At 64.7% G+C, this 24,247-nt stretch carries 23 protein-coding genes; 12 read left to right on the top strand and 11 right to left on the bottom strand.

Features of this window, described 5'->3' with window-relative positions; translation table 11 throughout:
• Positions 1-71 precede the first annotated feature (71 nt).
• The 5 genes from ABIA70_RS17380 to ABIA70_RS17360 all read right to left on the bottom strand — a co-directional run bounded on the left by ABIA70_RS17380 (position 72) and on the right by ABIA70_RS17360 (position 6,060).
• The gene (locus ABIA70_RS17380) at positions 72-989 is read right to left on the bottom strand and encodes an AEC family transporter (RefSeq protein WP_354148828.1); all 918 of its coding nucleotides are present in this window, start codon (positions 987-989) and stop codon (positions 72-74) included.
• A 114-nt stretch (positions 990-1,103) separates the two neighbouring features.
• Positions 1,104-2,432 (bottom strand): enolase C-terminal domain-like protein, encoded by a 1,329-nt coding sequence (locus ABIA70_RS17375; RefSeq protein ID WP_354148827.1) that lies wholly within the window; start codon positions 2,430-2,432, stop codon positions 1,104-1,106.
• The gene (locus ABIA70_RS17370) at positions 2,429-4,036 is read right to left on the bottom strand and encodes an aldehyde dehydrogenase (NADP(+)) (RefSeq protein WP_354148826.1); all 1,608 of its coding nucleotides are present in this window, start codon (positions 4,034-4,036) and stop codon (positions 2,429-2,431) included. The genes ABIA70_RS17375 and ABIA70_RS17370 overlap by 4 nt, the downstream gene beginning before the upstream one ends.
• A 54-nt stretch (positions 4,037-4,090) precedes the next feature.
• Positions 4,091-5,005 carry a 5-dehydro-4-deoxyglucarate dehydratase gene (gene kdgD / locus ABIA70_RS17365; RefSeq protein ID WP_354148825.1) on the bottom strand — a complete coding sequence of 305 codons (915 nt, stop codon included), beginning with the start codon at positions 5,003-5,005 and terminating at the stop codon, positions 4,091-4,093.
• A 167-nt stretch (positions 5,006-5,172) separates the two neighbouring features.
• The gene (locus ABIA70_RS17360; protein ID WP_354148824.1) at positions 5,173-6,060 is read right to left on the bottom strand and encodes a LysR family transcriptional regulator; all 888 of its coding nucleotides are present in this window, start codon (positions 6,058-6,060) and stop codon (positions 5,173-5,175) included.
• Between the two features lie 141 nt (positions 6,061-6,201).
• On the opposite strand from ABIA70_RS17360, the gene ABIA70_RS17355 reads away from it, so the two are divergent.
• The 6 genes from ABIA70_RS17355 to ABIA70_RS17330 all read left to right on the top strand — a co-directional run bounded on the left by ABIA70_RS17355 (position 6,202) and on the right by ABIA70_RS17330 (position 11,993).
• Entirely contained in the window at positions 6,202-7,203 is a 1,002-nt protein-coding gene (locus tag ABIA70_RS17355; RefSeq protein ID WP_354148823.1) for a Bug family tripartite tricarboxylate transporter substrate binding protein, read from the top strand.
• 5 nt (positions 7,204-7,208) lie between these two features.
• Positions 7,209-7,793, top strand: a complete 585-nt coding sequence (locus tag ABIA70_RS17350; RefSeq protein ID WP_354148822.1) for a tripartite tricarboxylate transporter TctB family protein — start codon at positions 7,209-7,211, stop codon at positions 7,791-7,793.
• Between the two features lie 9 nt (positions 7,794-7,802).
• Positions 7,803-9,335 carry a tripartite tricarboxylate transporter permease gene (locus tag ABIA70_RS17345; RefSeq protein ID WP_354148821.1) on the top strand — a complete coding sequence of 511 codons (1,533 nt, stop codon included), beginning with the start codon at positions 7,803-7,805 and terminating at the stop codon, positions 9,333-9,335.
• Positions 9,332-9,736, top strand: coding sequence for a universal stress protein (locus tag ABIA70_RS17340; RefSeq protein WP_354148820.1), 405 nt, complete (start codon positions 9,332-9,334; stop codon positions 9,734-9,736). Before ABIA70_RS17345 ends, ABIA70_RS17340 begins: the two co-directional genes overlap by 4 nt.
• 264 nt (positions 9,737-10,000) lie before the next feature.
• Entirely contained in the window at positions 10,001-11,389 is a 1,389-nt protein-coding gene (locus tag ABIA70_RS17335; protein WP_354148819.1) for an alpha/beta hydrolase family protein, read from the top strand.
• 121 nt (positions 11,390-11,510) lie between these two features.
• Complete coding sequence (locus ABIA70_RS17330; RefSeq protein ID WP_354148818.1) at positions 11,511-11,993, top strand: pyridoxamine 5'-phosphate oxidase family protein; 483 nt, start codon at positions 11,511-11,513, stop codon at positions 11,991-11,993.
• A gap of 49 nt (positions 11,994-12,042) precedes the next feature.
• Here the strand turns inward: ABIA70_RS17330 and ABIA70_RS17325 are convergent, their stop codons facing one another.
• The 3 genes from ABIA70_RS17325 to ABIA70_RS17315 all read right to left on the bottom strand — a co-directional run bounded on the left by ABIA70_RS17325 (position 12,043) and on the right by ABIA70_RS17315 (position 14,028).
• On the bottom strand, positions 12,043-12,426 hold the full coding sequence (locus ABIA70_RS17325) for a DUF1304 family protein (RefSeq protein WP_354148817.1): 384 nt from the start codon (positions 12,424-12,426) through the stop codon (positions 12,043-12,045).
• Between the two features lie 328 nt (positions 12,427-12,754).
• On the bottom strand, positions 12,755-13,357 hold the full coding sequence (locus ABIA70_RS17320) for a DUF6919 domain-containing protein (protein ID WP_354148816.1): 603 nt from the start codon (positions 13,355-13,357) through the stop codon (positions 12,755-12,757).
• Between the two features lie 62 nt (positions 13,358-13,419).
• Positions 13,420-14,028, bottom strand: a complete 609-nt coding sequence (locus ABIA70_RS17315) for a hypothetical protein (protein ID WP_354148815.1) — start codon at positions 14,026-14,028, stop codon at positions 13,420-13,422.
• A 227-nt stretch (positions 14,029-14,255) separates the two neighbouring features.
• Between ABIA70_RS17315 and ABIA70_RS17310 the strand changes: the two genes are divergently transcribed.
• A complete protein-coding gene (locus tag ABIA70_RS17310) occupies positions 14,256-16,286 on the top strand; it encodes an EAL domain-containing protein (protein WP_354148814.1) in 2,031 nt (676 codons plus the stop codon).
• 122 nt (positions 16,287-16,408) lie between these two features.
• Complete coding sequence (locus ABIA70_RS17305; RefSeq protein WP_354148813.1) at positions 16,409-16,789, top strand: VOC family protein; 381 nt, start codon at positions 16,409-16,411, stop codon at positions 16,787-16,789.
• Between the two features lie 22 nt (positions 16,790-16,811).
• Here ABIA70_RS17305 and ABIA70_RS17300 read toward each other — a convergent pair whose 3' ends face one another.
• On the bottom strand, positions 16,812-17,216 hold the full coding sequence (locus ABIA70_RS17300) for a DUF5997 family protein (RefSeq protein WP_354148812.1): 405 nt from the start codon (positions 17,214-17,216) through the stop codon (positions 16,812-16,814).
• Here ABIA70_RS17300 and ABIA70_RS17295 point away from each other — a divergent pair.
• On the top strand, positions 17,179-18,018 hold the full coding sequence (locus ABIA70_RS17295) for a LysR substrate-binding domain-containing protein (RefSeq protein ID WP_354148811.1): 840 nt from the start codon (positions 17,179-17,181) through the stop codon (positions 18,016-18,018). The two genes, ABIA70_RS17300 and ABIA70_RS17295, sit on opposite strands and share 38 nt — an antisense overlap.
• 470 nt (positions 18,019-18,488) lie before the next feature.
• On the opposite strand, the gene ABIA70_RS21660 is transcribed toward ABIA70_RS17295, so the two are convergent.
• Entirely contained in the window at positions 18,489-18,800 is a 312-nt protein-coding gene (locus ABIA70_RS21660) for a CBU_0592 family membrane protein (RefSeq protein WP_502917227.1), read from the bottom strand.
• 932 nt (positions 18,801-19,732) lie between these two features.
• Positions 19,733-20,458, bottom strand: a complete 726-nt coding sequence (locus ABIA70_RS17290; RefSeq protein WP_354148810.1) for an IclR family transcriptional regulator — start codon at positions 20,456-20,458, stop codon at positions 19,733-19,735.
• A gap of 479 nt (positions 20,459-20,937) precedes the next feature.
• Here ABIA70_RS17290 and ABIA70_RS17285 point away from each other — a divergent pair, with 479 nt between their 5' ends.
• From ABIA70_RS17285 to ABIA70_RS17275, 3 genes are read left to right on the top strand one after another with little or no spacing between them, the layout of a single operon-like run.
• Positions 20,938-22,338, top strand: coding sequence for an LLM class flavin-dependent oxidoreductase (locus ABIA70_RS17285; RefSeq protein ID WP_354148809.1), 1,401 nt, complete (start codon positions 20,938-20,940; stop codon positions 22,336-22,338).
• Between the two features lie 41 nt (positions 22,339-22,379).
• Positions 22,380-23,684, top strand: a complete 1,305-nt coding sequence (locus ABIA70_RS17280) for a flavin monoamine oxidase family protein (protein ID WP_354148808.1) — start codon at positions 22,380-22,382, stop codon at positions 23,682-23,684.
• The gene (locus ABIA70_RS17275; RefSeq protein WP_354148807.1) at positions 23,681-24,211 is read left to right on the top strand and encodes a flavin reductase family protein; all 531 of its coding nucleotides are present in this window, start codon (positions 23,681-23,683) and stop codon (positions 24,209-24,211) included. The genes ABIA70_RS17280 and ABIA70_RS17275 overlap by 4 nt, the downstream gene beginning before the upstream one ends.
• Positions 24,212-24,247 lie beyond the last annotated feature (36 nt).

The following is a 24,247-nucleotide window of genomic DNA, read 5'->3' as shown; positions in this document are numbered from 1 at the left end:
TTGCCCTCCTACTTAGAGTACAAGTATCCAACTTGTATTACAAGTACTGCCCAGCCTCCGCTGCAGCCGGATCAGACCAGCCATGCCACAACCAGCAGCGCGCCAACGCTGAGCACCGTAGTGCAGAGGATGACGTCGCGGGCCACGGTCACGCCCCGGCCGTACGGGGAGGCAAAGAGGAACACGTTCTGGGCGGTGGGCAGCGCAGCCATGATGACACTGGCCAGGAGGTGTTGCCCGTCGAGTCCAAAGACGAAGCGGCCAAGGACCCAGACAATGAGGGGCATCCCGGCAATCTTGAGGGACGTGGCAACGAGCGTTTCGGTCCTGCCGTCACCTTTCTGCAGCGGGGCCCTCCCCGCCAGGGACAGGCCAAAGGCGAGCAGCACCATGGGCACCGCTCCGCCGGCCAGCATGTCTATCGGCTTCTGCAGGAGGTCAGGGGCTTCCCAGCCGGTGAGGGCGACGGCGGCCCCCAGCCCCGAGGCGATGATCATCGGATTGCCCAACGGCTGGAGGAGTACCTTCCGCCACGAGACCCTGGAGCCCGAAGCCAGGCCCAGCACCGTGAGGTAGAACGGCGCCATGACCAGCAGTTGGACCAGGAGCACGGGCGCCACGTGCTGGGCCGTGCCCACGGCGTAGAGGGAGACCGGAATGCCGATGTTGTTGGCATTTGCATAGCTGCTGGCCATGGCGCCGACGGCGGTTTCAGCCACGGGGCGGCGGAAGAACAGGAAACTGAGCAGGCAATACAGAAGCCCCACTATCGCTGCGGAGAGCAGCGCGAGCGGGGCATCGGTTCCCAGGGCGGCCCGGATATCACTTCCGGCCACCACGGTAAAGAGCAGCGCCGGGTTGGTGACGTAGAACGCCGTGCGGGTCAGGGCGCCCTGGACTTCAGGCCCCAGGATCTTCAGCCGGGCGGCGAAAAAGCCCACGGCAATGACGGCGGAGACGATCAGGATTCCGGAGACAACGCCGCCCAAAATGCGCCCTTCTCTTTAACTGTAGGGATTCCGCACGGCCGTCTCCTGTTGCGGGGGAGGGCCGGCCGTGCGGAAGCTTTGGTTCGACCGATTACTTGGCTGTACCTGACCGCCTCACCGGACCAGGCAGGGCCGTTTGGGGTCGAAGGACCAGCCTTCGATGTAATACTGCATGCCGATGCTGTCATCGCGGGCATCGAGGCCGTGCTGCAGGTACAGCTCGTGCGCCTTGCCCAGGGCATCGCGGTCCAGTTCGATGCCGAGCCCGGGTGCGTCGGGCACCGAGATGGCGCCGTCGCGGATCTGCAACGGGTTCTTGGTGAGCCCCTGCCCGTCCTGCCAGATCCAGTGCGTGTCCAGTGCCGTGATCTCGCCCGGCGCAGCGGCGCCGGTGTGGGTGAACATGGCCAGCGAGATATCGAAGTGGTTGTTCGAATGCGATCCCCAGGTCAGCCCGAACTCGTTGCACAGCTGCGCCACCCGGACCGAGCCGTGCATGGTCCAGAAGTGCGGATCGGCCAGCGGGATGTCCACGGCATTGCTGCGGATGGCGTGCGACATCTCGCGCCAGTCCGTGGCGATCATGTTGGTGGCGGTCTTCAGCCCGGTGGCACGGCGGAATTCAGCCATGACCTCGCGGCCGGAGAAACGGCCTTCGGCGCCGCACGGGTCCTCGGCATACGCCACCACGCCCTGCATCCGCTTGCCGAGGCGGATGGCCTCCTCCAGGAGCCAGCCACCGTTCGGGTCGAGGGTCACCCGGGCATCCGGGAAACGCTCGTGGAGGGCCGTGACCACGTCCACTTCGTCGTCCCCGGACAGCACGCCGCCCTTCAGCTTGAAGTCGCTGAAGCCGTACCGCTCCTGGGCGGCTTCGGCCAGCGCCACCACGGCTTCGGGAGTCATGGCCTCCTGCCTACGCAGCTTCTCCCAGCGGTCCGCCGGCGCGTCCTCCACCAGGTAGGGAAGGTCGGTCCGGGCGTGGTCGCCGATAAAGAAGAGGTACCCGAGCATGGGCACCGAGGTGCGCTGCTGCCCGTCGCCGAGCAGTTCGGCGACGGGGACGCCGAGGAACTGGCCATGGAGGTCCAGCAGGGCGGACTCGACGGCGGTGACGGCGTGGACGGTGGTGCGCAGGTCAAACGTCTGCAGGCCCCGCCCGCCGGCATCGCGGTCAGCGAACTCGGCCGCGATCTCCCGCAGCAGGGAGCGGTAGCGGGCCACCGGCTGGCCGGTGATGAGCGCGCCGGCTTCCTCGATGGTGGTCTTGATTTTCTCGCCGCCGGGAACTTCGCCGAGGCCGGTCCGTCCGTCCGAGTCGGTCACGATGATGATGTTCCGGGTGAAGAACGGCCCGTGGGCGCCGCTGAGGTTCATCAGCATGCTGTCGTGCCCGGCGACCGGGACTACTTCCACGCGGGCGATGGTGGGCTGGTTGCTCATGCGTTGACCTCTGCATCTGCAGCGACGACGGTGCCGTCGATGCGGCGGTTCAGGTGCCAGGGGTTCCCGTCCTGCAGTGATGTGGGGAGGAGTTCCTGGGGGATGTTCTGGTAGGCGACGGGGCGGAGGAAGCGGTCGATGGCGAGGGTTCCCACGGAGGTGGTGCGGGTGTCTGAGGTGGCGGGGAAGGGTCCGCCGTGGACCATGGCGTGGCCGACTTCGACGCCGGTGGGCCAGCCGTTGACGATGATGCGGCCCACTTTCTGTTCCAGCGCGGGGATCAGGGGCGCCGCCGTCGGGTAGTCCGCTTCGGTGAGCTGGAGGGAGGCGGTGAGCTGGCCTTCGAGCCGGTTGACGGCCTCGAGGAGTTCCGCGGTGGAGGAGTAGCGGATGACCAGGGATGCGGCGCCGAAGATTTCCTCGTGGAGCACGTGGTTGGTGACGAAGTCCCTGACCTGGGTGCCGAAGATGGTGGGGGCGGGGGCGTTCTCAGTGGGTCCGGCGGTGCCCTGCCCCACGATGTCGACGCCGTCCGCGGAGCTGAGTGCCTCGGCTCCCTTGTTCCAGGACGCGGCGATGCCTTCAGTGAGCATGGTCTGTCCGGCGCAGGTGGAGATGGCGCGGCCGACGGCGGCGGCGAGTTTGTCGCCGAGTTCGCCGTCGGGGGCGAAGAGGAGTCCGGGGGAGGTGCAGAGCTGGCCGGAGCTGCCGGTCACGGCGGTGACGTACTGCTGGGCCAGGGCGTCGATCTGCTCGGCGGGGCCGGTCAGGGCGCCTTCGAAGACGAAGACCGGGTTCAGCGAGGACATTTCCGCGTAGACGGGAATGGGCTCGGGCCGGGCGGCGGCGGTCCGCATCAGAGCGATGCCGGCGGCCTGGGAGCCGGTGAAGCCGACGGCCTTGATGGCGGGATCGGCCACGAGTGCCTGGCCGATGCTGGCGCCGGGGCCGTAGATCAGGGAGAACACGCCGGGGTGCAGGCCGAAGTCCTTGACCGCTTTGACGATGGCCTGGCCGACGAGTTCGCTGGTGCCGGGGTGGGCGTTGTGGGCTTTGAACACGACCGGGCAGCCCGCGGCGAGGGCCGAGGCGGTGTCTCCGCCCGCCGTCGAGAAGGCCAGCGGGAAGTTGCTGGCACCGAACACTGCCACGGGGCCCAGCGGGATCTGGCGCTGGCGGATGTCGGCACGCGGCATGGGGGTGCGCTCGGGCAGGGCGGGGTCGATGCGGACGCCGCGGAAGTCACCCTGCCGGACCACACCGGCGAAGAGCCGGAGCTGGCCAGTGGTGCGGGCGCGTTCGCCCTGCAGGCGGGCGGCGGGCAGGCCGGTTTCCCGGCCGGCGCGGATGACCAGTTCGTCACCGATGGCCTCGATGTTGTCCGCAATCGCTTCGAGGAATGCGGCGTGCGTTTCGGGGTCCAGGGTGCTGAACGACGGGTACGCGGCCGCGGCGGCGGAGGTCGCCGTCGTCAGCTGTTCCTCGGTGATCAGCGAGTAGGCGGGGTCGAGCTGTTCGTTGCTGGCGGGGTTGAAGCCAAAAGCGGTCTTGCCGCTTCCGACGACGGGCTGTCCGGCGATCAGGGAATGTCCGGTGAGTGTCACTGTGGTTACTCCTAAAAGGGGGTGATCAAGTGCAGGTGATCAAGGACCAGTTGATCAGGAAACGGTGGCGATGAGGGCTTTGAGGTCTGCGAAGTCCTGCGGGGCCAGGTTCTGCAGCGGCGGACGCACGCCGCCGGCGGAGCGGCCGATCGCGTCCAGGCCGCCCTTGACGATGGAAACCGAGTAGCCCTTCACACGGTCGCGGATGTCCAGGTAGGGGATCACGAAGTCGTTGAGCTTTCTGTTCACGGCTACGCGGTCGTTGTTGCGGACGTCCTGGTAGAAGTCCAGGGCGAACTGCGGGACGAAGTTGTACATGGCGGACGAATAGGTGCTCATGCCGAGCTGCAGCAGTGGAAGGGCGAAGGTCTCTGCCGTGGGAAGGCCGCCGAGATAGAAGAGCCGGTCACCGAGCTTGGCGTAAACGCGGGCATCGTGTTCGAGGTCGCCCACGCCGTCCTTGAAGCCGATCAGGTTTTCGTGCCGGTCAGCGAGGGTTGCCACCGTGGTGTCCTTGTAGATGGCGTTGGCGCGGTTGTAGATGATGACACCGAGCGAAGTGGAGCTGCAGATGGCACTGACGTGATCGGTCAGGCCGCCCTGGTCCGCTTCGGTCAGGTACGGCGGGAGCAGCAGGAGTCCGTCGGCGCCGGCCGCCTCAGCCGCCTGCGCGTTCTCGATGGCCTGGGCCGTGGAGCCGCCCGCGGACGCCAGCACCGGCACCATGTTGCCCACTTCCTCGACGGCGGTGCGGACCACCCGCTCGGATTCAGCCGGCGTAAGGGAGAACCCTTCGCCGGTGCCGCCCGCAGCGAAGAGGCCCGCCACCGGGAAGCTTGCCTGCCAGGCGAGGTGCTTGCGGTAGTTCTCCTCATCGAACTGCAGTTGGGCATCGAACGAGGTCACCGGGAACGAGAGAAGGCCTTCCTTGAGGGTGTCCGCCAGTTCCTTGGGGGTGTACTTTGCCACGATGTTGTCCTCTGTCTGAATGCCGCGCGGTGATTGCGCCGGGGCGGCTGGATGCTGGTTCCCGTCCAGAGTAGGCAGGCCGTGCGATGCCTGTCTAAGGCCTATTTCGTATCGATTGATACCCGAACTGCATCGTCGCGGTGGAGGGCCGGTGCCTCGTGGCGGCGCTAGTCCGTCCTGAACTCGAGGTCCTGGAGGAGCCGTCGGAGGGCCGGGTTTGCCGCCTTGCGGTTCCAGATTGCGTGGAGCTCAACCGGCTCCTCGCCGCTGCCGCCGGCCAGCGGCAGGAATTCCACCCCCTTGATCGCCAGGAGTGTGGCTGAATGCGGGACAAAGGCAACACCACGCTTGGCTGCAACCAGGGAGACCATCGTGAGGATCTGGCTCACCGTATGCAGGACGTTTTCATGCTGGATGGAGTGCATGCGGATGACGAGGTCATAGAAATAGGCTGCCTTGGTGGGCGAATGCATGATGAGCGGCTCGTCCCGAAGATCATCGTCCTCGACCGGCCGGGAAAGCTCCGTCAGGCGGTGGCCTGTCGGCACCGCCAGGACCATGGCCTCGCGGTAGAGCAGGTGCGAATCGAAGACCTCCCGGTCGAACGGCGGCCGGGCCAGGCCCAGATCGAGCTCGCCTGTCAGCAGTCCCTCGATCTGTTCCCCCGTCACGAGCTCCTGGAGGTCGATGTCCACGTCCGGAAGGATGGATGCGATCTCCTCAAGGAGGGGCCCAAGGATGCTGAAGCCGCTGGCGGCTGTGAAGCCCACCCGCAGAACCCCCGAGCGGCCGGTGGCGATCCGGCGGGCCGTCACAGGGGCGCGCTGCGCCAACGCCATCAGCCGCTTGGCTTCGTCCAGGAAAGCCGTGCCGGCCGGAGTGAGTTCCACCTTGCGGTTGTCGCGTTCCAGCAGTTCGGTTCCGATGCTCTTCTCCAGCTTCTGGATCTGGCGGCTGAGCGGCGGCTGGGTCATGTTCAGTTTTTCCGCCGCCCGTCCGAAGTGGAGCTCCTCGGCAACAGCGATGAATCCGGCCAGCTGGTCGAAGGTAAACATGATGCCTTTCGGGTATCACTTGATGCTAAGTAGGGCTTAGACATGCATCATAACCCGTCTCTATAGTCGTTGAGCGAGCCAGGAGTGATTCGGTTCACAGCGAAGAACCGGGCTTTCCCCGAATCTCTATGAGGAGTACCAATGATGCACTTCCCCACGCGCCGCACGATTCTCGGCGCGGCCTCCGCCGTCACCCTGCTGGCGCTCACCGCCTGCGGCAACGTCGGCGGCGGCGCTACCGATTCCGCGAAGTACCCCAGCGGGCCGATCAACCTTTCCGTCGGCCAGGCTGCCGGCGGCAGCACCGACCTGATCGCCAGGGCCCTCGCCGAGGGTGCCACCAAGACTCTCGGCCAGCCGATGCCCGTGGTGAACAAGCCCGGCGCAAACGGCGCCCTGGCCACCAAGGAAGTTGCGGGCAAGCCCGCAGACGGCCAGGAGTTGGTCCTGCTCAACGCCTCCCTGATCACCATCACGCCGCTGGCGGTCAGTTCCGATGAGGCCGTGAACATCGATGACCTCGATATCATCGCCGGTCTGTCGCAGGACGACTACGTCCTGGTGGCCAGCAGCCAGTCCGGCTTCAAGACGTTCAAGGATGTTTCCGACGCCGGACGCAACGTCACCTTCGGGACCACCGGTGTGGGCACCGGAAGCCAGCTGGCCCAGACGGTGCTCTTCAAGCAGGCCGACGTCAAGGGCACGGATATCCCCTTTGACAGCGGTAAGCCCGCACTGACGGCCGTCCTGGGCAACCAGGTTGAACTCGCCACCATCCAGCTCGGCGAAGCAATGCCGCAGATCCAGGCCGGAAAAGTGACACCGCTCCTGGTCTTCTCCGAGGAACGCACCAGCTTCCTTCCCGATACGCCTACAGCAAAGGAAGCCGGCTTCGACGTCCCCGTTGCGCAGTACCGCGCAGTTGCTGCCCCCAAGGGAACGTCAAAGGACGTCAAGGACAAGCTGCTCGCGTCGTTCCAGGAAGCATTCAAATCAGACGCATACAAGGAGTTCAACAAGAAGAACTCCCTGACGCCGAAGGAGATCTCCGGCGAGGAAGTGGTGACCGAATGGAAGAGCTACGCGGCCAAGTACAAGGAACTGGTGGCGAAGTACGACATCAGTCTCAGCGGAACTAAGTGATTCCTGTGAAAGGAACACCCGCAGTGCCCGCCGGAGGCAGCCACGAAAAGGCTGCCGCCGGCGGGGACGCCCCCCACGCCATTCCGGACGAACTCCTGGATGACCTGACACCGGAACAGCTCGCCGCCCAGTGGGAGGATGAAAAGCCGCCCGCGGCAGGAGCCCTGGCCAACGCCGCGGCATCGTTGGTGGTCCTTGGCGTCGGCATCGGTGCAGCGGGCCTGTCCATCGCCATGGGACTTGGCGCGCCGGACAAACCGCAGCCTGGCCTCTGGCCCTTCATTATCAGCATCGTCATGGTGGCCCTTGGGCTGTTCCAGCTGGTCGCCGGACGGCACAACCGGGATGCGGAAAAATTCACCCGCATGTCCACCGCGCCGTTGACCGGCCTGGTGACGCTCGCCGCCATGGTGTCGCTGATGCCCCTGATCGGCTTCGAACTGCCGTCCCTGGTGCTGTGCATTATCTGGATGCGGTTCCTGGGCGGCGAAACGTGGCGCTCAACGCTCGTGGTCAGTGCCGCCGTCGTGATTTCCTTCTACGCGATTTTCGTCCTCGCGCTCCACACCTCCATTCCCCACCTCTTCTAGGAGACCTCAGTGGATTTCCTGAATCCCGTTATCAACGGATTTGCCGTTGTCCTGGAGCCGACAAACCTCCTGTACTGCCTGATCGGCGTCGTGATCGGCATGCTGATCGGTGTGCTGCCCGGATTGGGGCCCGCGGCAACCATCGCCATCCTTCTTCCGCTCACGTACAACGTGGAGCCCGTTACGGCCATCATCATGCTGGCCGGCATCTTCTACGGCGCACAGTACGGCGGCACCATCACCTCGGTGCTGCTGCGGCTGCCGGGTGAAGCGTCCTCCGTGGTCACCGTCTTCGACGGCTATCAGATGGCGAAACAGGGCAAAGCAGGCACCGCGCTGGGCCTGGCATCGATCGGCTCCTTCTTCGGAGGAACCGCATCCATCATCGGCCTGACGTTCCTCGCCCCCATCGTGGCGAGCTTCGCCCTGGACTTCGGCCCGCCCGAGTACACCGCTCTGGCGATGCTCGGCATCCTGCTGGTGGCTACCATCAGCAGCGGCTCCAAAGCCAAGGCACTCATCGCCGCGGCCCTCGGGCTCCTGCTCGCCACCATCGGCAGGGACATCTTCACGGGCGAAAGCCGCTTCACGTTCGGCAGCCTGCAGCTTGCCGACGGCATCGACTTCGTGCCGATCGCCATGGGCATCTTCGGCCTCGGTGAGATCCTCTACAACCTTGAGGAACGCCACCGGGCCGCCAAGGCGCCGTCGAAAGTCACGAACGTCTGGCCTTCGCGCAAGGACCTCAAACAGGCCTCGGGAGCCATCGGCCGAGGATCCGTCCTCGGCTTCTTCCTGGGCATCCTCCCCGGCGGGGGCGCCACCATTGCCTCGATGGCCTCCTACGCCATGGAGAAGAAGCGCGCCAAGCAGCCGGAGCGTTTCGGCAAGGGTGCCCCGGAGGGCGTCGCCGGACCGGAAACCGCGAACAATGCCGCAGCGACGTCGTCGTTCATCCCGCTGCTGACCCTGGGCATCCCCGCCAACGCCACCATGGCGCTGATGTTCGGTGCCCTGCTCATCCAGGGAGTCACGCCGGGGCCGCAGCTGGTGGAGCAGAACCCAGAGCTCTTCTGGGGCGTGGTCAACTCGATGTACATCGGCAACATCCTGCTGCTGATCATGAGCCTGCCGCTGGTGGGAATCTTCGTGAAGATCCTCCGCGTCCGCGCCGCCATCCTCGCACCGGTCACCGCGCTGATCACGCTGCTCGGTGCCTACACGATCAACAACAGCATGTTTGACGTCACCCTCGTGGTGGTCTTCGGAATCGTCGGCTACCTCATGAAGAAGTTCGGCTTCGAACCGGGGCCGCTCGTGCTGGCCTTCGTCCTCGGCGAACTGCTCGAAAGCTCCATGCGCCGCTCCCTGCTGGTCTTCGGCGGCGACCCCCTGGGCTTCTTCGGCCGCCCGATTTCCGCGACCCTCCTGCTGGTCTTTGTCCTGGTGGCTGTGCTCCCGGTCATCCGCGGTGCCATCGCCAAACGCAAAACCACTGTTACCACCCCAGCCGTCACGCCGGACATCAAGGAGAAGGTATGAGCATCATCGTCGGATTCGTCCCCACCCCCGCAGGGGAGGCCGCCCTCACGGCAGGCATCGCAGAAGCCAAACTCCGCAACGAGGACCTCGTGATCGTCAACTCGGCCAGGGAAGGGGCGCTGGTGGACAAGTCCGTCGCGTCGGAGGACGTGATGGAGCGGGCCGCCGCTCGTGCCGCGGAGGCAGGCGTCCGGGCAACCCTGATCCAGCCGCCGTACCTGCACGATCTGGCCGATGAGTTCCTTGACGTTGCGCGGGAAGCCGGCGCGTCCCTGATCGTCATCGGCCTGCGGCACCGCACCCAGGTGGGCAAGTTCATTCTGGGCAGCCACGCCCAGCGGATCCTGATGCAGGCCGACCGCCCCGTCCTGGCTGTGAAGGCCGACGGCGCCCACTTCTAAGCACCACCGCGCGCGGGCGGCAAATCAGCGACCGGCAAGGCCAACGCGGGGTCACTCCGCGCCCAATCCAGCGAGGATATTGGGCCGGAAGTGACCCCGCATTGCTTTTGGTTCAAGCCAAAGCATTGGCCCGCCTCCACCCCCGCCAGATGCCGACCGACAAACCATTGACATTATCAATCTTGGTGATAACCATTAATGGTCAACTGTAACCATCTCGAGTCAGGTCGCCTTATGCATCCCACCTTGCGCCAAAGCTGCCGCATGATTGCCTCCACTTCAGCCCTTACCGCCCTCCTCGCCACAGCCGTCGCATCTCCGGCCGTCGTGGCGGCACAGCCACGTCTGGACATTTCCGCCAGCGCAACTGCGGCAACGGCGCCACCCACCACCGCGACGGGCACCTTGCCGGACGGGGCTGCATGGCGCGCTGATGTTCCCGCGGACTGGAACGGCAAGTTGGTGCTGTTTGCCCATGGCTTCCGCCCCGGACCGGCCAACCCGGCCTGGGACAATGGATTCGCCCCTACCGCCAACGAGCTGATCGGCCGCGGCTACGCCGTCGCATCCTCGTCCTATGCCACCACCGGCTGGGCACTCGGTACCGCAGCCCAGGACCAGATTGATACCCTGGCCGCCTTCGAACAGAACTTCGGCGAGGCAGAGCGGGTCATTGCCGTCGGAAGGTCGATGGGCGGTCTCGTCACCAGCATGATGGCGGAACTGCCGGCCTCCGGTATCGACGGCGCAGTCAGCACCTGCGGCCTGGTGGGCGGCGGCGTTTCACTCAACAACTACCAGCTGGACGCGGCCTACGCTGCAGCGGAACTGCTCCTTCCCGGTCAGGACATCCGCCTCACCGGCTTCACCACACCCGCCCAGTCCGCCGAGACAGTTGCGGCTCTGAAGGCGGCTCTGCAGCAGGCCGGCGAATCTGCTGAAGGCAGGGCAAGGCTCGCACTGGTGGCCGCCCTTCTGAACACGCCGACCGACCTCGAAGGCGTCGATGCCAACAACCCTGAGGCCTTGGCCGCGGCCCAGGCCAAGCTGATCGTGGACACGCTCCCAACGGTGATCGAGCGCCGCCACACCATTGTGAACGCCGCCGGCGGCGACAGCGGCTGGACCGCTGGTGTGGACTATTCAGCGCTCCTGCAGGCGTCCGAACAGCGCCAAGTGGTGAAGTACATGTACGCCGTGGCCGGGCTCAACCTGACCGCCGACCTTTCCACCTTGACGGGGAACGCTGACATTGAGCCAAGCGTGGAAGGTTACGAGTGGATGCTCCGGACATCCACGCCGACGGGAGAACTACAGGTGCCGCTGCTGGCCACGCACACTGTGGTGGATCTTCTGGCGCCCGTCGAGTACCAGGAAGAATACGCAGAAACGGTCCGCCAGGCGGGTGGGAACTCATTGTTCCGCCAGGCCTTCGTCAACCGGGCGGGTCACTGCAACTTCACTGTGGCCGAAAACATCGCCGCAATCGAAGCCATGGATCAACGGCTCGAGACGGGTCATTGGGGATCGGTGGCCACCACTGCAAACCTGCAGCGTGCGGCAGAGTCTTTGGAACTGGACGGTGCGGCCTTCGTGGAGTACCGACCGGACGAATTCATCAACGACCGCGAATGGGAAAGCAACGCTTCCTGAAACCGGCCGGGTCGCCGTCGGGCGTGACCTCCGCCGGCAGCAGCCGGGGTGGAAAATAAGCATGCTTACCAATAGGCTGGCGGGCGGGGAACTTCCCCATCGACCAGAACGAGGTGAGAGCATGACGGACACTGAGAGCATCAGCAAAGTTACCGACATCATCAACAGTGCCCACATCGGGATGCTGACCACCATCAACGAAGAGGGCGCCCTGGTCAGCAGGCCGCTCGCCGTGCAGGATGTGAAGGACGACGGCGACATGTGGTTCTTCACGGGCCTCGGCACCTCGCAGGTGGCCCATGTCCGTGCGGACCCGCGCGTGAACGTGTCGTTCGGCAAAAACACCGAATGGGTTTCGGTCGCCGGGACAGCCGAAGTCGTCACGGACCGTGCCAAGATCCACGAAATGTGGAACCAGGTGGTGGAGGCGTGGTTCCCGGACGGCCCGGATACGCCCGAAGTGTGCCTCCTCCGCGTCGATTCGGACTCGGCAGAATACTGGACCAGCCCCGGCGGAACTGCCGCCACCGTGCTGCAGTGGGTTAAGTCCAAGGTGACCAACAGCCGCATGAGTGTGGGCGAAAGCGGCACCGTCGAGCTGTAGTTTTGCTCTGCGGACCAAGCCGGGCAGCAGCATGTGCGGCTGCCCGGCTTCACCGCAGGAAGACGTAGAAGGCCAGCGCCAGGCCGGGACCAAGGGCCTGTCCGATGGCACTGATGAGCAGGCGCTTTTCGGTGATCCACAGCCAGATTCCCAGGAAGAACTGGCTGGCGCAGCAGAAAAGCACGATCGCTGAGCCACCGGCGGCCTCGCCGGAGATGTTCACCATCCACAGTCCCGCCGTGATGCCCAGGGCAAAGGCGATGTTGTAGGCGCCGATGTTCATCGCCCACATGCGCACGGCCGGAACGTCATCAGGCTTGATCAGAAAGATCCTGAAAAAACGGCGGTCCCCGTGACGGAAGATCTCCAGCAGGCCGACGCTGAACAGGGCCAGGGCGGTCGCCCCGGCGAAAAACTGGCTCAGTAGATTCATCCGTGCCTCCAGTGCCCACAGCCGTCCGTCCTGCTGCCTTGCTGTGCAGGTTACGCCGGGCAGACAAGGCTGATCAAGGGTCTGTGGCGCACACATGGATACACTGAGGTCGATGCTGGACCACCGATCTTCGGCGGCAGGGCAACCACCTCGCGGCGATCCTCACCTGCCGTGCCAACGACGTCAACGGTGCCCGGCCAGTCCACGCCCCACTATGAGATCTACTCAGCAGGGACGCCCGACGGCGGCGCAAGCTGGGAATGGGAGGCCGTCACCACTGGTTCACATGCGGACAACCTCCGGCCCATGGTGGTTCCGGGGAGGTTCCCTACTGCCCGGCGGTGAGGGCGGCCAGGACCGCCGGCAGCAGGATGTCGTTCCGGCCCCAGACCGGGTCCAGGATTTCCACGTACCAGGAGTCGGCGAGCAGCAGGGCGAGGGTGTCGTTGGTTTCGTTCGCCCAGTCCTGGATCTGTTCTTCGTCCACCGGGTTCTCGCTGGAGCCGAGCACGGTGACCACCTCGCCGCCGTCGAGCGTTACCGGGATGGCTGCACTGCTGGACTCGCCCGGCGCGTGCGCCACGGTCACCAGTTCGGACCGGGTGGAGAGGGCCAGGAGGTCCGCGGCCGTTTCGGCGCTGCAGAACGCGGTGACGTACTGGCGCTGCGCGGTTTCCCCCTCCCGGAGGCCGGGCTGGGACTCCTTGGTGAAAAGACCGTTCCGGTTCAGTGCGGCGAGCCCGGCCGCAATGGGTGCCGTCTCGGCGTCGTACGTGGGGGTGAAGGTGGCGGCCTGGTACCGGCTCTCGCCCTCAAGCCAGCGCGCTGTCAGTTCACCGGCAGCCGCCAGGGTGATGGCCTGCCGCCAGGCCCCTTTGTCCACCAGCCGCCTGCCGAACTCGTCAAGGACTTCCGCTTCTGTGGGTTCCATCCTCGGATGCTACGGCGTGCGATCCGCGGACTCCAGTGGCGGCGACATACCCGTTAACGTCGTCAGCTGATCCCCGCGGGGCGGATGCCGGCCGCCTCTTCGGCGGCGCTGAGGGCGAGGCCAAGGCGTGCGACGGCGGGAACGTACCCTTGGTGCCGCGCGGCCCTCAACTGGTCCGCCTCCCGCATTGCCCGGATCAGCGCGGACGTTTCGGGCCGCCGGACATCGGTCATGGCGGGGTAGTCGATGCAGCTGGCGGGGTCCAGCTCGTAGCGGCGCCACCGGGTCAGCAGCGTGTCATGTTCAGCCTCCGCCGCGGTGTAGACGGGCAGGTCCAGCCGCCGCTGCCGGCGTGCTGACTGCCAGGCCAAAATCCTCGGGCTGCCACGGTGTGCGGCCACTCCGGTTGCCGCCGCGAGGGCGGTGAGGACCACACCGGACCAGGGCGACGCCAGCGTGGGGATGAGGAGCGCCGGCAGTGCCACGGCGGAGCCCATAAAGACGTCCCAAAACACGGTGTCCGTGGCGTGCCCCGTGGCGTGCGCGGCAACGCCCGGCGCCGCATGGCGGCGGACAGCAAAAACGGTGGCAGCAACCGCGCACACCAGCACTGCCCCGCAGAACACCAGCGTCAATGCTCCGGAAAGGATGGATTCTGCTACTGCCGGCACCGCGGCACCTCCCAGCGTCAGGCCCGGCCCAGGATTCCGGGTTGCTTCCTTAATTGCATCCCCTGCAGGCACCGGGGTCAATGGGCAGGGCGGGCTGCCCCGGGGCGGATTCTTGGCCAGCCCGGCGTTCCACGTGCTGCTGATCGGCCGCATGGTCGTGGAGGACGGTATAGGTCTATGTTGGGGGGTACCCGTCGCAGGATCCTGGCGGGGCCATTGGGGGCCTTATGAACTATCAGAGGATTTTCACACAGACACATCGCGGCGCTGACAACGGGCTGGCAAGGGGCGGGGGACATGCCGCGCGGGACCGACGCCTCAGGCCTGGGTTGCCGTTCCTGGTCCGGTGGGTGCTCGCGGTCGCGTCGGCGATGCTCTTGGCGGGCCTGGTGGAATTTGCTGCGGCGCAGCAGCAAATCGTTGACCGCGGGCTCCAGGATTCATTACGGAACTATGGAGCGTTGGCGGAAGAGCTCGAAGATGCCCTGGCTGCGAATTCGGACCCGAAGACCCAACATGCGGCCGTCGCTGCCGAATTGGATCACATCGGACACGGTTACGGCACGGTGTATGTCGGATTGTTCGCCGCCGATGGCCGGCTGTATGCAGAGTCCGGGAAAGAGGCGGGCCAAACCAGGGCGGAGCCGGCCCGGCTGTCCGAGGTGGCATCCACCGGCACGGCGGTGGCTGAGAAGGAAACAACCAGGGGGGAGAACGGTCCCCGCGAGGCGTACGAATACTTCATCCCCGTGTCGGCGCCCGGGGGTTCACTCGTCCTGAGTATTGACCAGCACCCTGACATCATCGCGGAGATGGTCGCTGATCTGTGGCAGCGCAAGGCGTTGGGGCTGCTGCTCGCCGTGTTGGGCGCGATTCCTCTGTCGTACGTGTTCGGGGGCCGGACCCTGCACCGGCGTCACCTGCTGGCGCGGCGCGAGGCTGACGAGGATGCGCTCACCGGGCTGGCGGGCCGGCGGCCCTTCCGGCCGGCGCTGGAGTCGGCACTAGCGCGCATGACGGACGCTCCGGTGACGCTGGCCCTGCTCGACCTGGACAATTTCAAGCGGATCAACGACCGTCTGGGGCATACCCACGGCGACCGCGTCCTCACTGGTTTTGCGGACTCCTTCGCGGAGCTGCGCACTTCAGACATTGCCTTCCGGCTCGGAGGGGATGAGTTCGCCGCCATTTTGCCGGGCCGCAGCGAGCATGGGGCCGTCCAGGCACTGGAGCGGGTCCGGGCCGCCATGATCAAGGCGTTTCCAGGCGTGACCTTCAGTGCCGGTATCGCTTCGAGCACGGTGACGGATCGTGCTGCGCTGCAGGAACTGTGGGAACGCGCCGATGCTGCACTTTATGAGGCAAAGCGGCGAGGGCGCCGCCAAAGCGTCACCTTTCAGTCCATGGCCGCGGGCCACACGGTCAGCGCAGAAAAGATCGCGGCCTTGACGGCGTTGGCGGCCGGCGATACCCCCATCACGGTGGCCTTCCAGCCAATCTGGGACCTGCGCCGCGGTGTGGTGTTGGCCCACGAGGCCCTGCTGCGGTTGCCTGCGGATTCCCCGATCTCGGGGCCGCAGGAGGCCTTCGAACTTGCCGAACGCCTCGGCCTGGCTGCGACGCTGGACTCCCGGGCGCGGGCGGCGGTGCTCGAAGCGGTGAAGGCCCGGGCGTGGGTGGGCCTTCTGTTCATGAACATCCACCCCGACGCCTTGGCCAACCTCGACATCGAAGCCCTCACGGCGGACTTGGCTGCGGCCTGCCTCGAACCGGAAGATGTTGTCCTGGAGGTGACCGAACAAGCCGGACTCGACCACCCCGAACCGATCCGCAGCCTCACCAAGGCGCACGAGCGGGGCTTCCGGCTGGCCCTCGATGACATGGGCCGAAGCAACGCCGGCCTGCGTGCCCTTACCCTTGTTCGGTTCGACATCATCAAGATCGACGGCGAGGTCATCTCCCGGCTCGGTGCGGACCCTTCATCGGCAGCCACAGTGGCTGCGGCCATGACGTTCGTTGAACAGACCGGAGGGTGGGTCGTGGCGGAAGGCATCGAAGAGCAGCGGATGCTCACCGCACTGCTGCAGCCTGGTCATGCCGGCCCCGCGCGGAAGACTGTACTCGCCGGCCAGGGTTACCTCCTGGGCAGGCCGGCCCTGCAGCCGCTCGGACTCGACACCCACCTCCCGGTACTGGACAACCACCCGTCCCGCCACGAAACAGACGATCTTGACGCTGACAGGGTCAACACGCCCTGACTCCTGGCGGGCGTGCCGGACCCCCGCCGGCGTGACCACGAAAGCCTTGGAAAGGCAGGGGAGTTGTACCTGCAGCGGAGTAAGTAGTGCCAGCGGGGAGGCCACCCCGGTACGTTGGGACGATGAGAATCAAGATGTGCAGCATCCATGTCCAGGATCCGGCCGCCGCCCACAAGTTCTATACCGAGACCCTCGGGTTCGACACCCTGATGGCGATGCCCGAGTACAACCTCTACATCATCAAAGACCCCGGTGCTGGCGACAATACAGCAGGTCTGCTGCTGGAGCCCAGCGACAACCCGATCGGTGCGACTTACATGAATGCCGTGCACGAGGCCGGGCTTCCCGCCATCGTGTTCGGCGTTCCGGACGTGCAGGCCGAGTACGAGCGGCTGGTCGCTGCCGGAGTGAAGTTCAAGGGCGAACCGTCAGAGGACCCGTCCGGAATAAGCGCCGTGTTTGACGACGGCTGCGGCAACTATGTGATGCTGCACCAGGACTGATCTTCTCTGCCAGGTGGCCGGGCTACTCGGCCTGGCTGCGGGCCTTTTTGGCGTCCTTCTTGGCGGCCTCGTCCTTGACGCGCTGGGCTTCGGCGCGGACGGCCGCGTGGGTGGAGCGCTCGGTGACCAGCCACGCCGGGGGAGCCTGCAGCAGCGCGGTGATTTCCGCCGTCGTGAGTGCTTCCTCGACGCCGCCGCGGGCGAGGCCGCTGATGGAGACGTTCAGTTTCTGGGCTACCACCGGGCGGGGGTGCGGGCCGTTGCGGCGGAGTTCCACGAGCCACTCCGGCGGGTTGGCCTGGAGCTCGGCGAAATCGGCGCGGGTGATGGTGGAATCCTGGAACTCCTGCGGTGTTGCCGGCAGGTAGATGCCAAGCTTCTTGGCAACGGTGGCCGGCTTCATGGACTGGGAGTTTGCAGAGGTCATGCTTCAAGGGTATCCGGGCGGGCGGTACTGTGAAGACGTGCCCGCAGACAATGATTCCCCGCAGAACGCTGCCCCCGTCGAGACCAGCCCCTCCGACGCAACCGAGCAGGAGGCGCCCAGGGTGCTGCGTTTCGCCTACGTTGCCGGCGTAACGCCCGGGAAGTGGATCCGCCGCTGGGAAGAGCGCGTGCTGGACATTCCGCTCGAATCGTTCATGTCCGACGACGGCGCGCAGGTTTCCGTATTAACTGACGGTTCCGCGGACCTCAGCTTTGTCCGGCTTCCGATTGAGCGCGGCGACCTCAACGTGATTCCCCTCTATGAGGAGCAGCCGGTGGTGGTGGCGCCCAAGGGCCACGAAATTTCTGTGTTCGAGGAAGTGGCCCTGGCAGATCTGGCCGCGGAGACGTTCCTGGACGTCGCGGAAATGGGCGGCCCGGAAGCGGCCATGCAAGTGGTGGCCTCCGGCGCCGGCCTGGTGATCCTGCCGATGTCCGTTGCACGGCACTTCAACGTCAAGGACACCGTGGCCCGCCGGCTCACCGGCGCGCCCGTCACGGAGATCGCGCTGGCCTGGCCCGCCGACTCCACGGACGAGATCATCGAGGAGTTCATCGGGATCGTCCGCGGCCGGACCGCGGCGAGCTCCCGCCAGCCCTCCGCCCAGCAGGAGAAGCCCAAGAAGGAACCGAAGCCGGACCGGCGCGGACCCGCAGTCAAGAAGCCCAAGGTGGCGCAGCGGTACGCGCCGAACCCGGACAAGGGACGCGGCAAGGGTTCGCGGAAGAAGGGCAAGCGGTAGGCCTGAGCTGTTTGCCTCGGACTTGCTCCTCCACCCACGAGTGTCAGCTTAGTGTTTAGGGCTTTCATAAAGGGCTGTCCAGAATTCGCAGAATGGACCTTATTCTGACGCACTGATTGACCGCGGCCTGACGTCAGGTTGGGGTGTGGTTCAAGCTGGCACCTGGTAGGAAACCGCCAGACAGCGGTTAAATCGCTATCGCTTACGAACTAAGCGAACCGGCGGCCGGAAGCAATCCGGGTAGCGTCTCGCACTCTCTGTTCCGTGTCCCGAGGGTGTAAGGCCCTACAGGGCCGATAACAAAGATGTACGTGCTGGTGTGCAACTGAAGCACGTTGTCGGACGGCGTCATAGATGCTGCTATCCGTACGGCATGTCTCTGGTCGGCTTACGAGTGGCAGCGGCTTTCGTGCGGTCGATAGCGTCGTCGAACTGCCGCTGCAACAAGGTCGGAGTTGAAGGAAGGCGCCTTACTGCTTTGAGTCCTCGCTGCAGTACAGCTCCCCGTCAAGGCGCGGGAAGTTGCCAGCCGGTCGGATGGCCTTTGGTCTGAGCTGGATGAGCAGGAAGGCAACCATGGAAATCAGGAACCAAGCAGTATTGACTACTACGGAAGGTAATGCCCCGTGGTTGGCGCCGTTTACTACGAGTGCGCCTGAGGCCAGCATATTTGCAGCCTGAAAACGGCGGCCTACTTGGAACCAGCCCATGGAAACCGAAAGGTATGCAGTCAGCATGATTGCGGCTCCTGCCCATCCGACAATCTCGGTTACTAAGTGCATGGTTCTCCTGCTTGCGCCCCGCCTGAGTGGGTGGACAGGTGGGTTACCTTGCCGCTGAATGCAAAAGTTTTCTGTGAGTAGAGCAAGCATCGTCGAGTCATTCGCTTGCTCAGCCCTGCCCGGCGGGCGAGGTCTGCCATGTTGGTGGGTGTGCGGCCTTGTTCCTGCCCGTGGGCAAGAACCGCATTTACACGTTGAATCGCCCACACGGGCACTGATTGGGTGGTCACGGATGTCCGATTTCTAGGGTCTGGGAACATGAGTGGAGGGTTGATCTAAAGTGACGGCAGAGACCCGAGTCATTGCTCCATTGCCCGCGCAGCGTCTTCCAGGCGCTTTTGCGCCTAGCTCCGGTGTCAACAGAGGGCCGATGCGAGATCTGTATCTATTCGCCGTACATCAGAGTGTTAAGCAACGTGCCCATGCCCTGATCTGGCTTCTTCGAGCCGCAGGCTGCGGGTGGTTGCGCCGGCGTGTGTGGTGGTCATGATTTTTTCCTTTGACTTGTGCTCCAAGCAACGTCCGCGTTGCCAGAAGGCCGTAGCCTCCTCTTCATAAATGAACGTTGCGTTCGCAAAATGAACGCATACTCATTGTGGCACTTATCACGCCGCGTATCAATCGCTTCCGGTCTCGCTGAATATCAGCAGCGAACGCCGCAATTGGGATTGAGATCGGGGTGGAGCGCGGTGGACAGCAGGATCGAATACGGGCGTGGGCGGCTGGTAGGCGTGCCGGAATGAAAGGGTGGGGGCTGGCCGGGTGCGGGAATGTGGGCGGCTTGCCGGGGTCTGCCGGCCGCGCAAAAGTTGTCCGTCTGCAGGAGGTTGGCCGGCGCTGTGCCCGCGAAGTTCCGGTCAGCACAAACCGGGGAACTGCGCCAGCCGCGTGGGCCAGTCGCTGGGTTGCCGCCGTGATGCGAGGCGCGAGGCCTAGATCAATGCCTTGGAAATGTCTTCGGCCGCTTGCAAGGCTGTATCGATGATGCGCGGCAGTTGGTCGGATTTTAGCCGCTGGGTCGGTCCGTTGACGGTGAGGATGCCAACCAGAGCCCCTGCCGCATCGCGGACGGGGCAACCGATAACAAAGAGTTCCTCCTCCAGTTCACCGTCCAGCAGTGCGTAGCCCTGTTTCCTGATTTGCTCCAGCTCGCGAAACAGGACCTTGCGGCTGGTGATGGTAAGTGCGGTGTAAGCCGGAAGCTTGTCCGGAAGCGCTGCCTCGACCTTGTCCTGGTCAAGTTCCGCGAGCAGGACTTTGCCGGTGGCGCTGGCATGCAGGGGCCAGGACCCGCCTACGTAGTGGTGGGAGACGTTCAGCATGCGCGAGCCGGAGGCTTCGGCTACGAGGTCAAATTCCAGCTCGCCCCTGAGCATGGCAAAGCCAAGAGTTTCGTTGAGCTTGACTGCATATTCGTCCATTACAGGCTGGACCCTGGCGACAGCGCCTGTGTAGGGATCAGCCAGCCGCCCGAGCCGGGCAATCTGCCAGCCGAGGGTGTATCGGTTGTCCACACGGTCCACGAAGCCGGTCTGTTCCAAGGTCAGCAGCAGCCTGAATGCGGTCGGTCGGGTCATTTTGACCGCCTGGGCGACTTCGGTGACGGTAATGCCGTTGCGGTGACGGGCGAGCTCACTGAGCAGAACGGTTGCCTTCACGACGGATTTATTAATCAAATCAACGGATTCCTGGGGGGCCGCTGACCCATCGTCCTCTGTCGCTTCTGGTGCTTCGATCCGTCCCGCTGCCATATCTGCTCCCAGTTCATGTCCTGTCGGGCGGTTGTGCCGCGATTTGACTGATGGATCCCAGTCTAGGCCACGCTCCATCAGATGAACTTGGCGTTCAGCATTTGTCTGGTGACGTCTTTGCCCCTGGAGCACAAAGCGCCTGCCGGCCCTTGCCCGAGGGCGGGGCCCGGCAGGCGCTTGTCCCTGATCTCGTGAACGGCTTGGGGGTTCACTTTCTGCCGCCCTGGCTGTGCGCGACTGAAGTCTGCCTCCAAGAATCCACGCGAAAAGACTCTTGACAGTGAGCTGGCTTACAACCTAAATTGAACGTAGTGTTCATATCTTGAACGTGACTAGCTCTCAAGTTGTCGCATTGTCCGGCACCAGTCCAAGGAAGCACCGCTGCCATGAAAAACGAACCTCTTAGCCTCTTCGCCTTCGATGTCTTCGCCCCCTCCCACCTGACCTCCGGGTCATGGCGCAACGAAGCAGACCAGGGCCACCGCTACACCGATCTCCGGTACTGGACCGGTATCGCGCAGATGCTGGAAAAGGCCGGTTTCGATGGCATTTTCTTCGCGGACAACCTCGGCTACCACGATGTCTTCCGCGGAAACGGCGACGCCGCCCTCCGCGATGCCGCCCAGTTCCCGATCAACGACCCGACTGTGCTGATCAGCGGTATGGCTGCCGTGACGAAGCACCTCACGTTCGGGGTAACCGTCTCCGCAACGTATGAACCGCCCTACCTGCTGGCCCGCAAGTTCAGCTCGCTGGACCACCTGACCTCAGGCCGAGTCGGCTGGAACATCGTGACCTCCTACTCGGAGGCCGCGGCCCGCAACCTGGGCAAGGAGCAGCAGCTCACCCCCGCGGAGCGTTATGACCTGGCCGACGAGTACATGGACGTCGTCTATAAACTCTGGGAAAGCTCCTTCGACGAGGGCGCTGTGGTCCGGGACGCCGAGTCGGCAACGTACATCGATCCTTCCAAGGTGCACCAGATCCACCACTCCGGGGAGCATTTCACGGTCCCCGGTTTCCACCTCTGCGAGCCGTCCCCGCAGCGCACCCCGGTGCTGTTCCAGGCCGGCTCCTCGTCCAGGGGCATGGAGTTCGGCGGGAAGCATGCCGAGGCCGTCTTTATTCAGAGCACGTCCGTGGAAGGTGCAAAGCGTAGTGTGGCGAAACTCCGCCAGGCAGTGGCCGACGCCGGCCGTGATCCCCGCGACGTCAAGGTGGTCATCCTGCTCACCGTCGTGGTTGCGCCCACCGATGAAGAAGCCAAGGCCAAGTACCAGAAAGCCGTGGATAACGCGCCGATCGATGGAATCCTGGCCCGGTTCAGTGGCTGGACCGGCATCGACATGTCCGAATACGAACTCGATACTCCCTTGCGGTCCGTTGGAACCAAAGCGGGGCAGTCGATGGTGGACATGTTCTCCAAGGCTGACCCGGAACGGGACTGGACGCCGCGCCAGATCGCAGAGTTCCTCGCCGTCGGCGGCACTGGTGCCACAATCGTCGGATCCCCGGCAACGGTCGCGGCAGAGCTGCGCCGCTGGCGGGACGAGGCGGATATCGACGGCATCAACCTCAGCTACATCACCAAGCCGGGCGGCTGGGAAGAGTTCATCGAACTCGCCCTTCCGGAGCTCCGCGCCCAAGGCATCATTGCCCCGCCCCGGGCGGAGGACCAGGAGCCAGTTACCTTGCGCGAAAAGCTCTTTCCCGGCCACAAGTACACCCTGGACGGCCATCCGGCCACGGCGCAGCGAGCCAAGCACCTGAGCGACGCCGCCCGCTAAACGCAGCCGCCACAACGGAATTATCAACGAAGGATCCCTCAATGACTGAACAAACTGACGTCGTCGTCATCGGTGCCGGTCTCGCTGGCCTCATCACCGCCCGTGAGCTCGGCAACCGCGGCCACCAGGTGGTTGTCCTGGAAGCCCGGGAGCGCCTCGGCGGCCGCCTGTATACGGAAAACCGTCTGGGCCAGAAGCTGGAGCTCGGCGGCAACTGGCTGCACTGGACCCAGCCCCACGTCTGGGCCGAGGTGACCCGCTACGGCCTGGAGGTCTCCCGTGGCCCGCGCTCGGAAGAAACGTACTGGCTGGCCGGGGATGAAGTCCGCCGCGGCAACCTGGACGACTTTATGGAGCTGATCGATCCCGGCATGACGCGGCTCCTTGAAGACACCATGAAGTGGCTTCCCCGCCCTGACGCGCCGCTGACCAACCCAAACCTCGCCGAGGCGGACCAATACAACCTGCAGGAAATGCTGGACAAGCTGGACCTCTCCGAGGACGAGCGGAACGCCAACGAAGCAGCCTGGGTAGGCCACTTCAACGCACCCCTGAATCAGTGCGCCTACGTCAACGCGCTCCGCTGGACCGCCGGATCCTCCGGGCACTGGCACCTGATGCACGAGGCCTCGGCCATTTTCCGCCTGAAGAACGGCAACGACACCCTGGTGAACGCGATCGCCGCGGACACCAACGCGGAAATCCGCCTCGACACCCCCGTGACAGCCGTCCGCCACAACAATGAGGGAGCCACCGTAACCTACGGCGACGGCCAGGAGATCCAAGCCAAAAAAGTCGTCATTACCCTGCCGCAGAACATTCTGCACAAACTCGATATCCAGCCCTCCCTCTCTGAAGGCAAGCTCGCCCCCAGCCGGGAGAAGACCGCATCCCAGGGCGTCAAGGCCTGGATCCGGGTCAAGGGACCCATCAAGCCGTTCTTCGCCTATTCTGCCCAGGACAAGCCGCTGTCCGTGATCCGCACCGAGTTCGTCGGAGAAGGCGACGCTGTTCTGGTCGGCTTTGGTGCCGATGCGAACCGCATTGACGTGACGGATATCGAACAGGTCCAGGAAGCCATCAAGGTATGGCGCGACGACCTCGAAGTCACCGAAGTCACCGGACACAAGTGGGGCGAAGACCCCTACGCCGAGGAAACCTGGCAGATCCAGCGTCCCGGCCAGTTGACCAAGTACCACGCAGCGCAGCAGGCCAGCGAAGGCGCCCTGCACTTCGCGAGCAGCGACATCGCCAACATCTGGGCCGGCTTCTTCGACGGCGCCATCGAGTCGGGCCTGCGCGCCGGCCGCAACATCCACGCAGCACTCAAGGAAGACCAGCCGTGAGCGCCCCCACACTGGAAAACCAAACCCACCGGATCGACTCTGATCACTACCGTGCCGTCATGCGCCACCTCCCCACCGGGGTAGCCGCCGTCTGCTCCACCGACCCGGTCATCGGCGCCCAGAACGGCATGATCGTCGGAACATTGGCCTCGCTGTCCATGGAACCTGCACTGGTGACGTTCAGCGTGATGCACTCCTCCACGAGCTGGCCCAGAATTGCCGAGGCTGAGCGTTTCAGCGTCAACCTGCTCGCGGAAGATCAACAGCAGGTCTGCCGTGCGCTCTCAGCCAAGGGCGAGAACAAACTCCGCGACGTCAGATGGTCAGAATCCGTCTGGGGCACCCCGCACATCCACGGTTCCCTTGCCTGGTTCGACTGCCGTGTCGAACAGCAATTCGTGGCCGGCGACCACATCGTCATCATCGCCAGCGTACTGGAAATGACATCCGGTGAGGGCAACCCCCTCATCTTCCACGGAGGCCGCTTCGGAAGCTTCCGTGAACCCTCGCTCTCACTGTCCCTCTAACGGGACCACCTCCAGAAGCCTCCCGGCCAACTCATG

The sequence above is a fragment of the Arthrobacter sp. 754 genome, from assembly GCF_040548695.1.
Taxonomy (GTDB): Bacteria; Actinomycetota; Actinomycetes; order Actinomycetales; family Micrococcaceae; genus Arthrobacter.
This window is presented reverse-complemented; position numbering and strand designations above follow the sequence as displayed.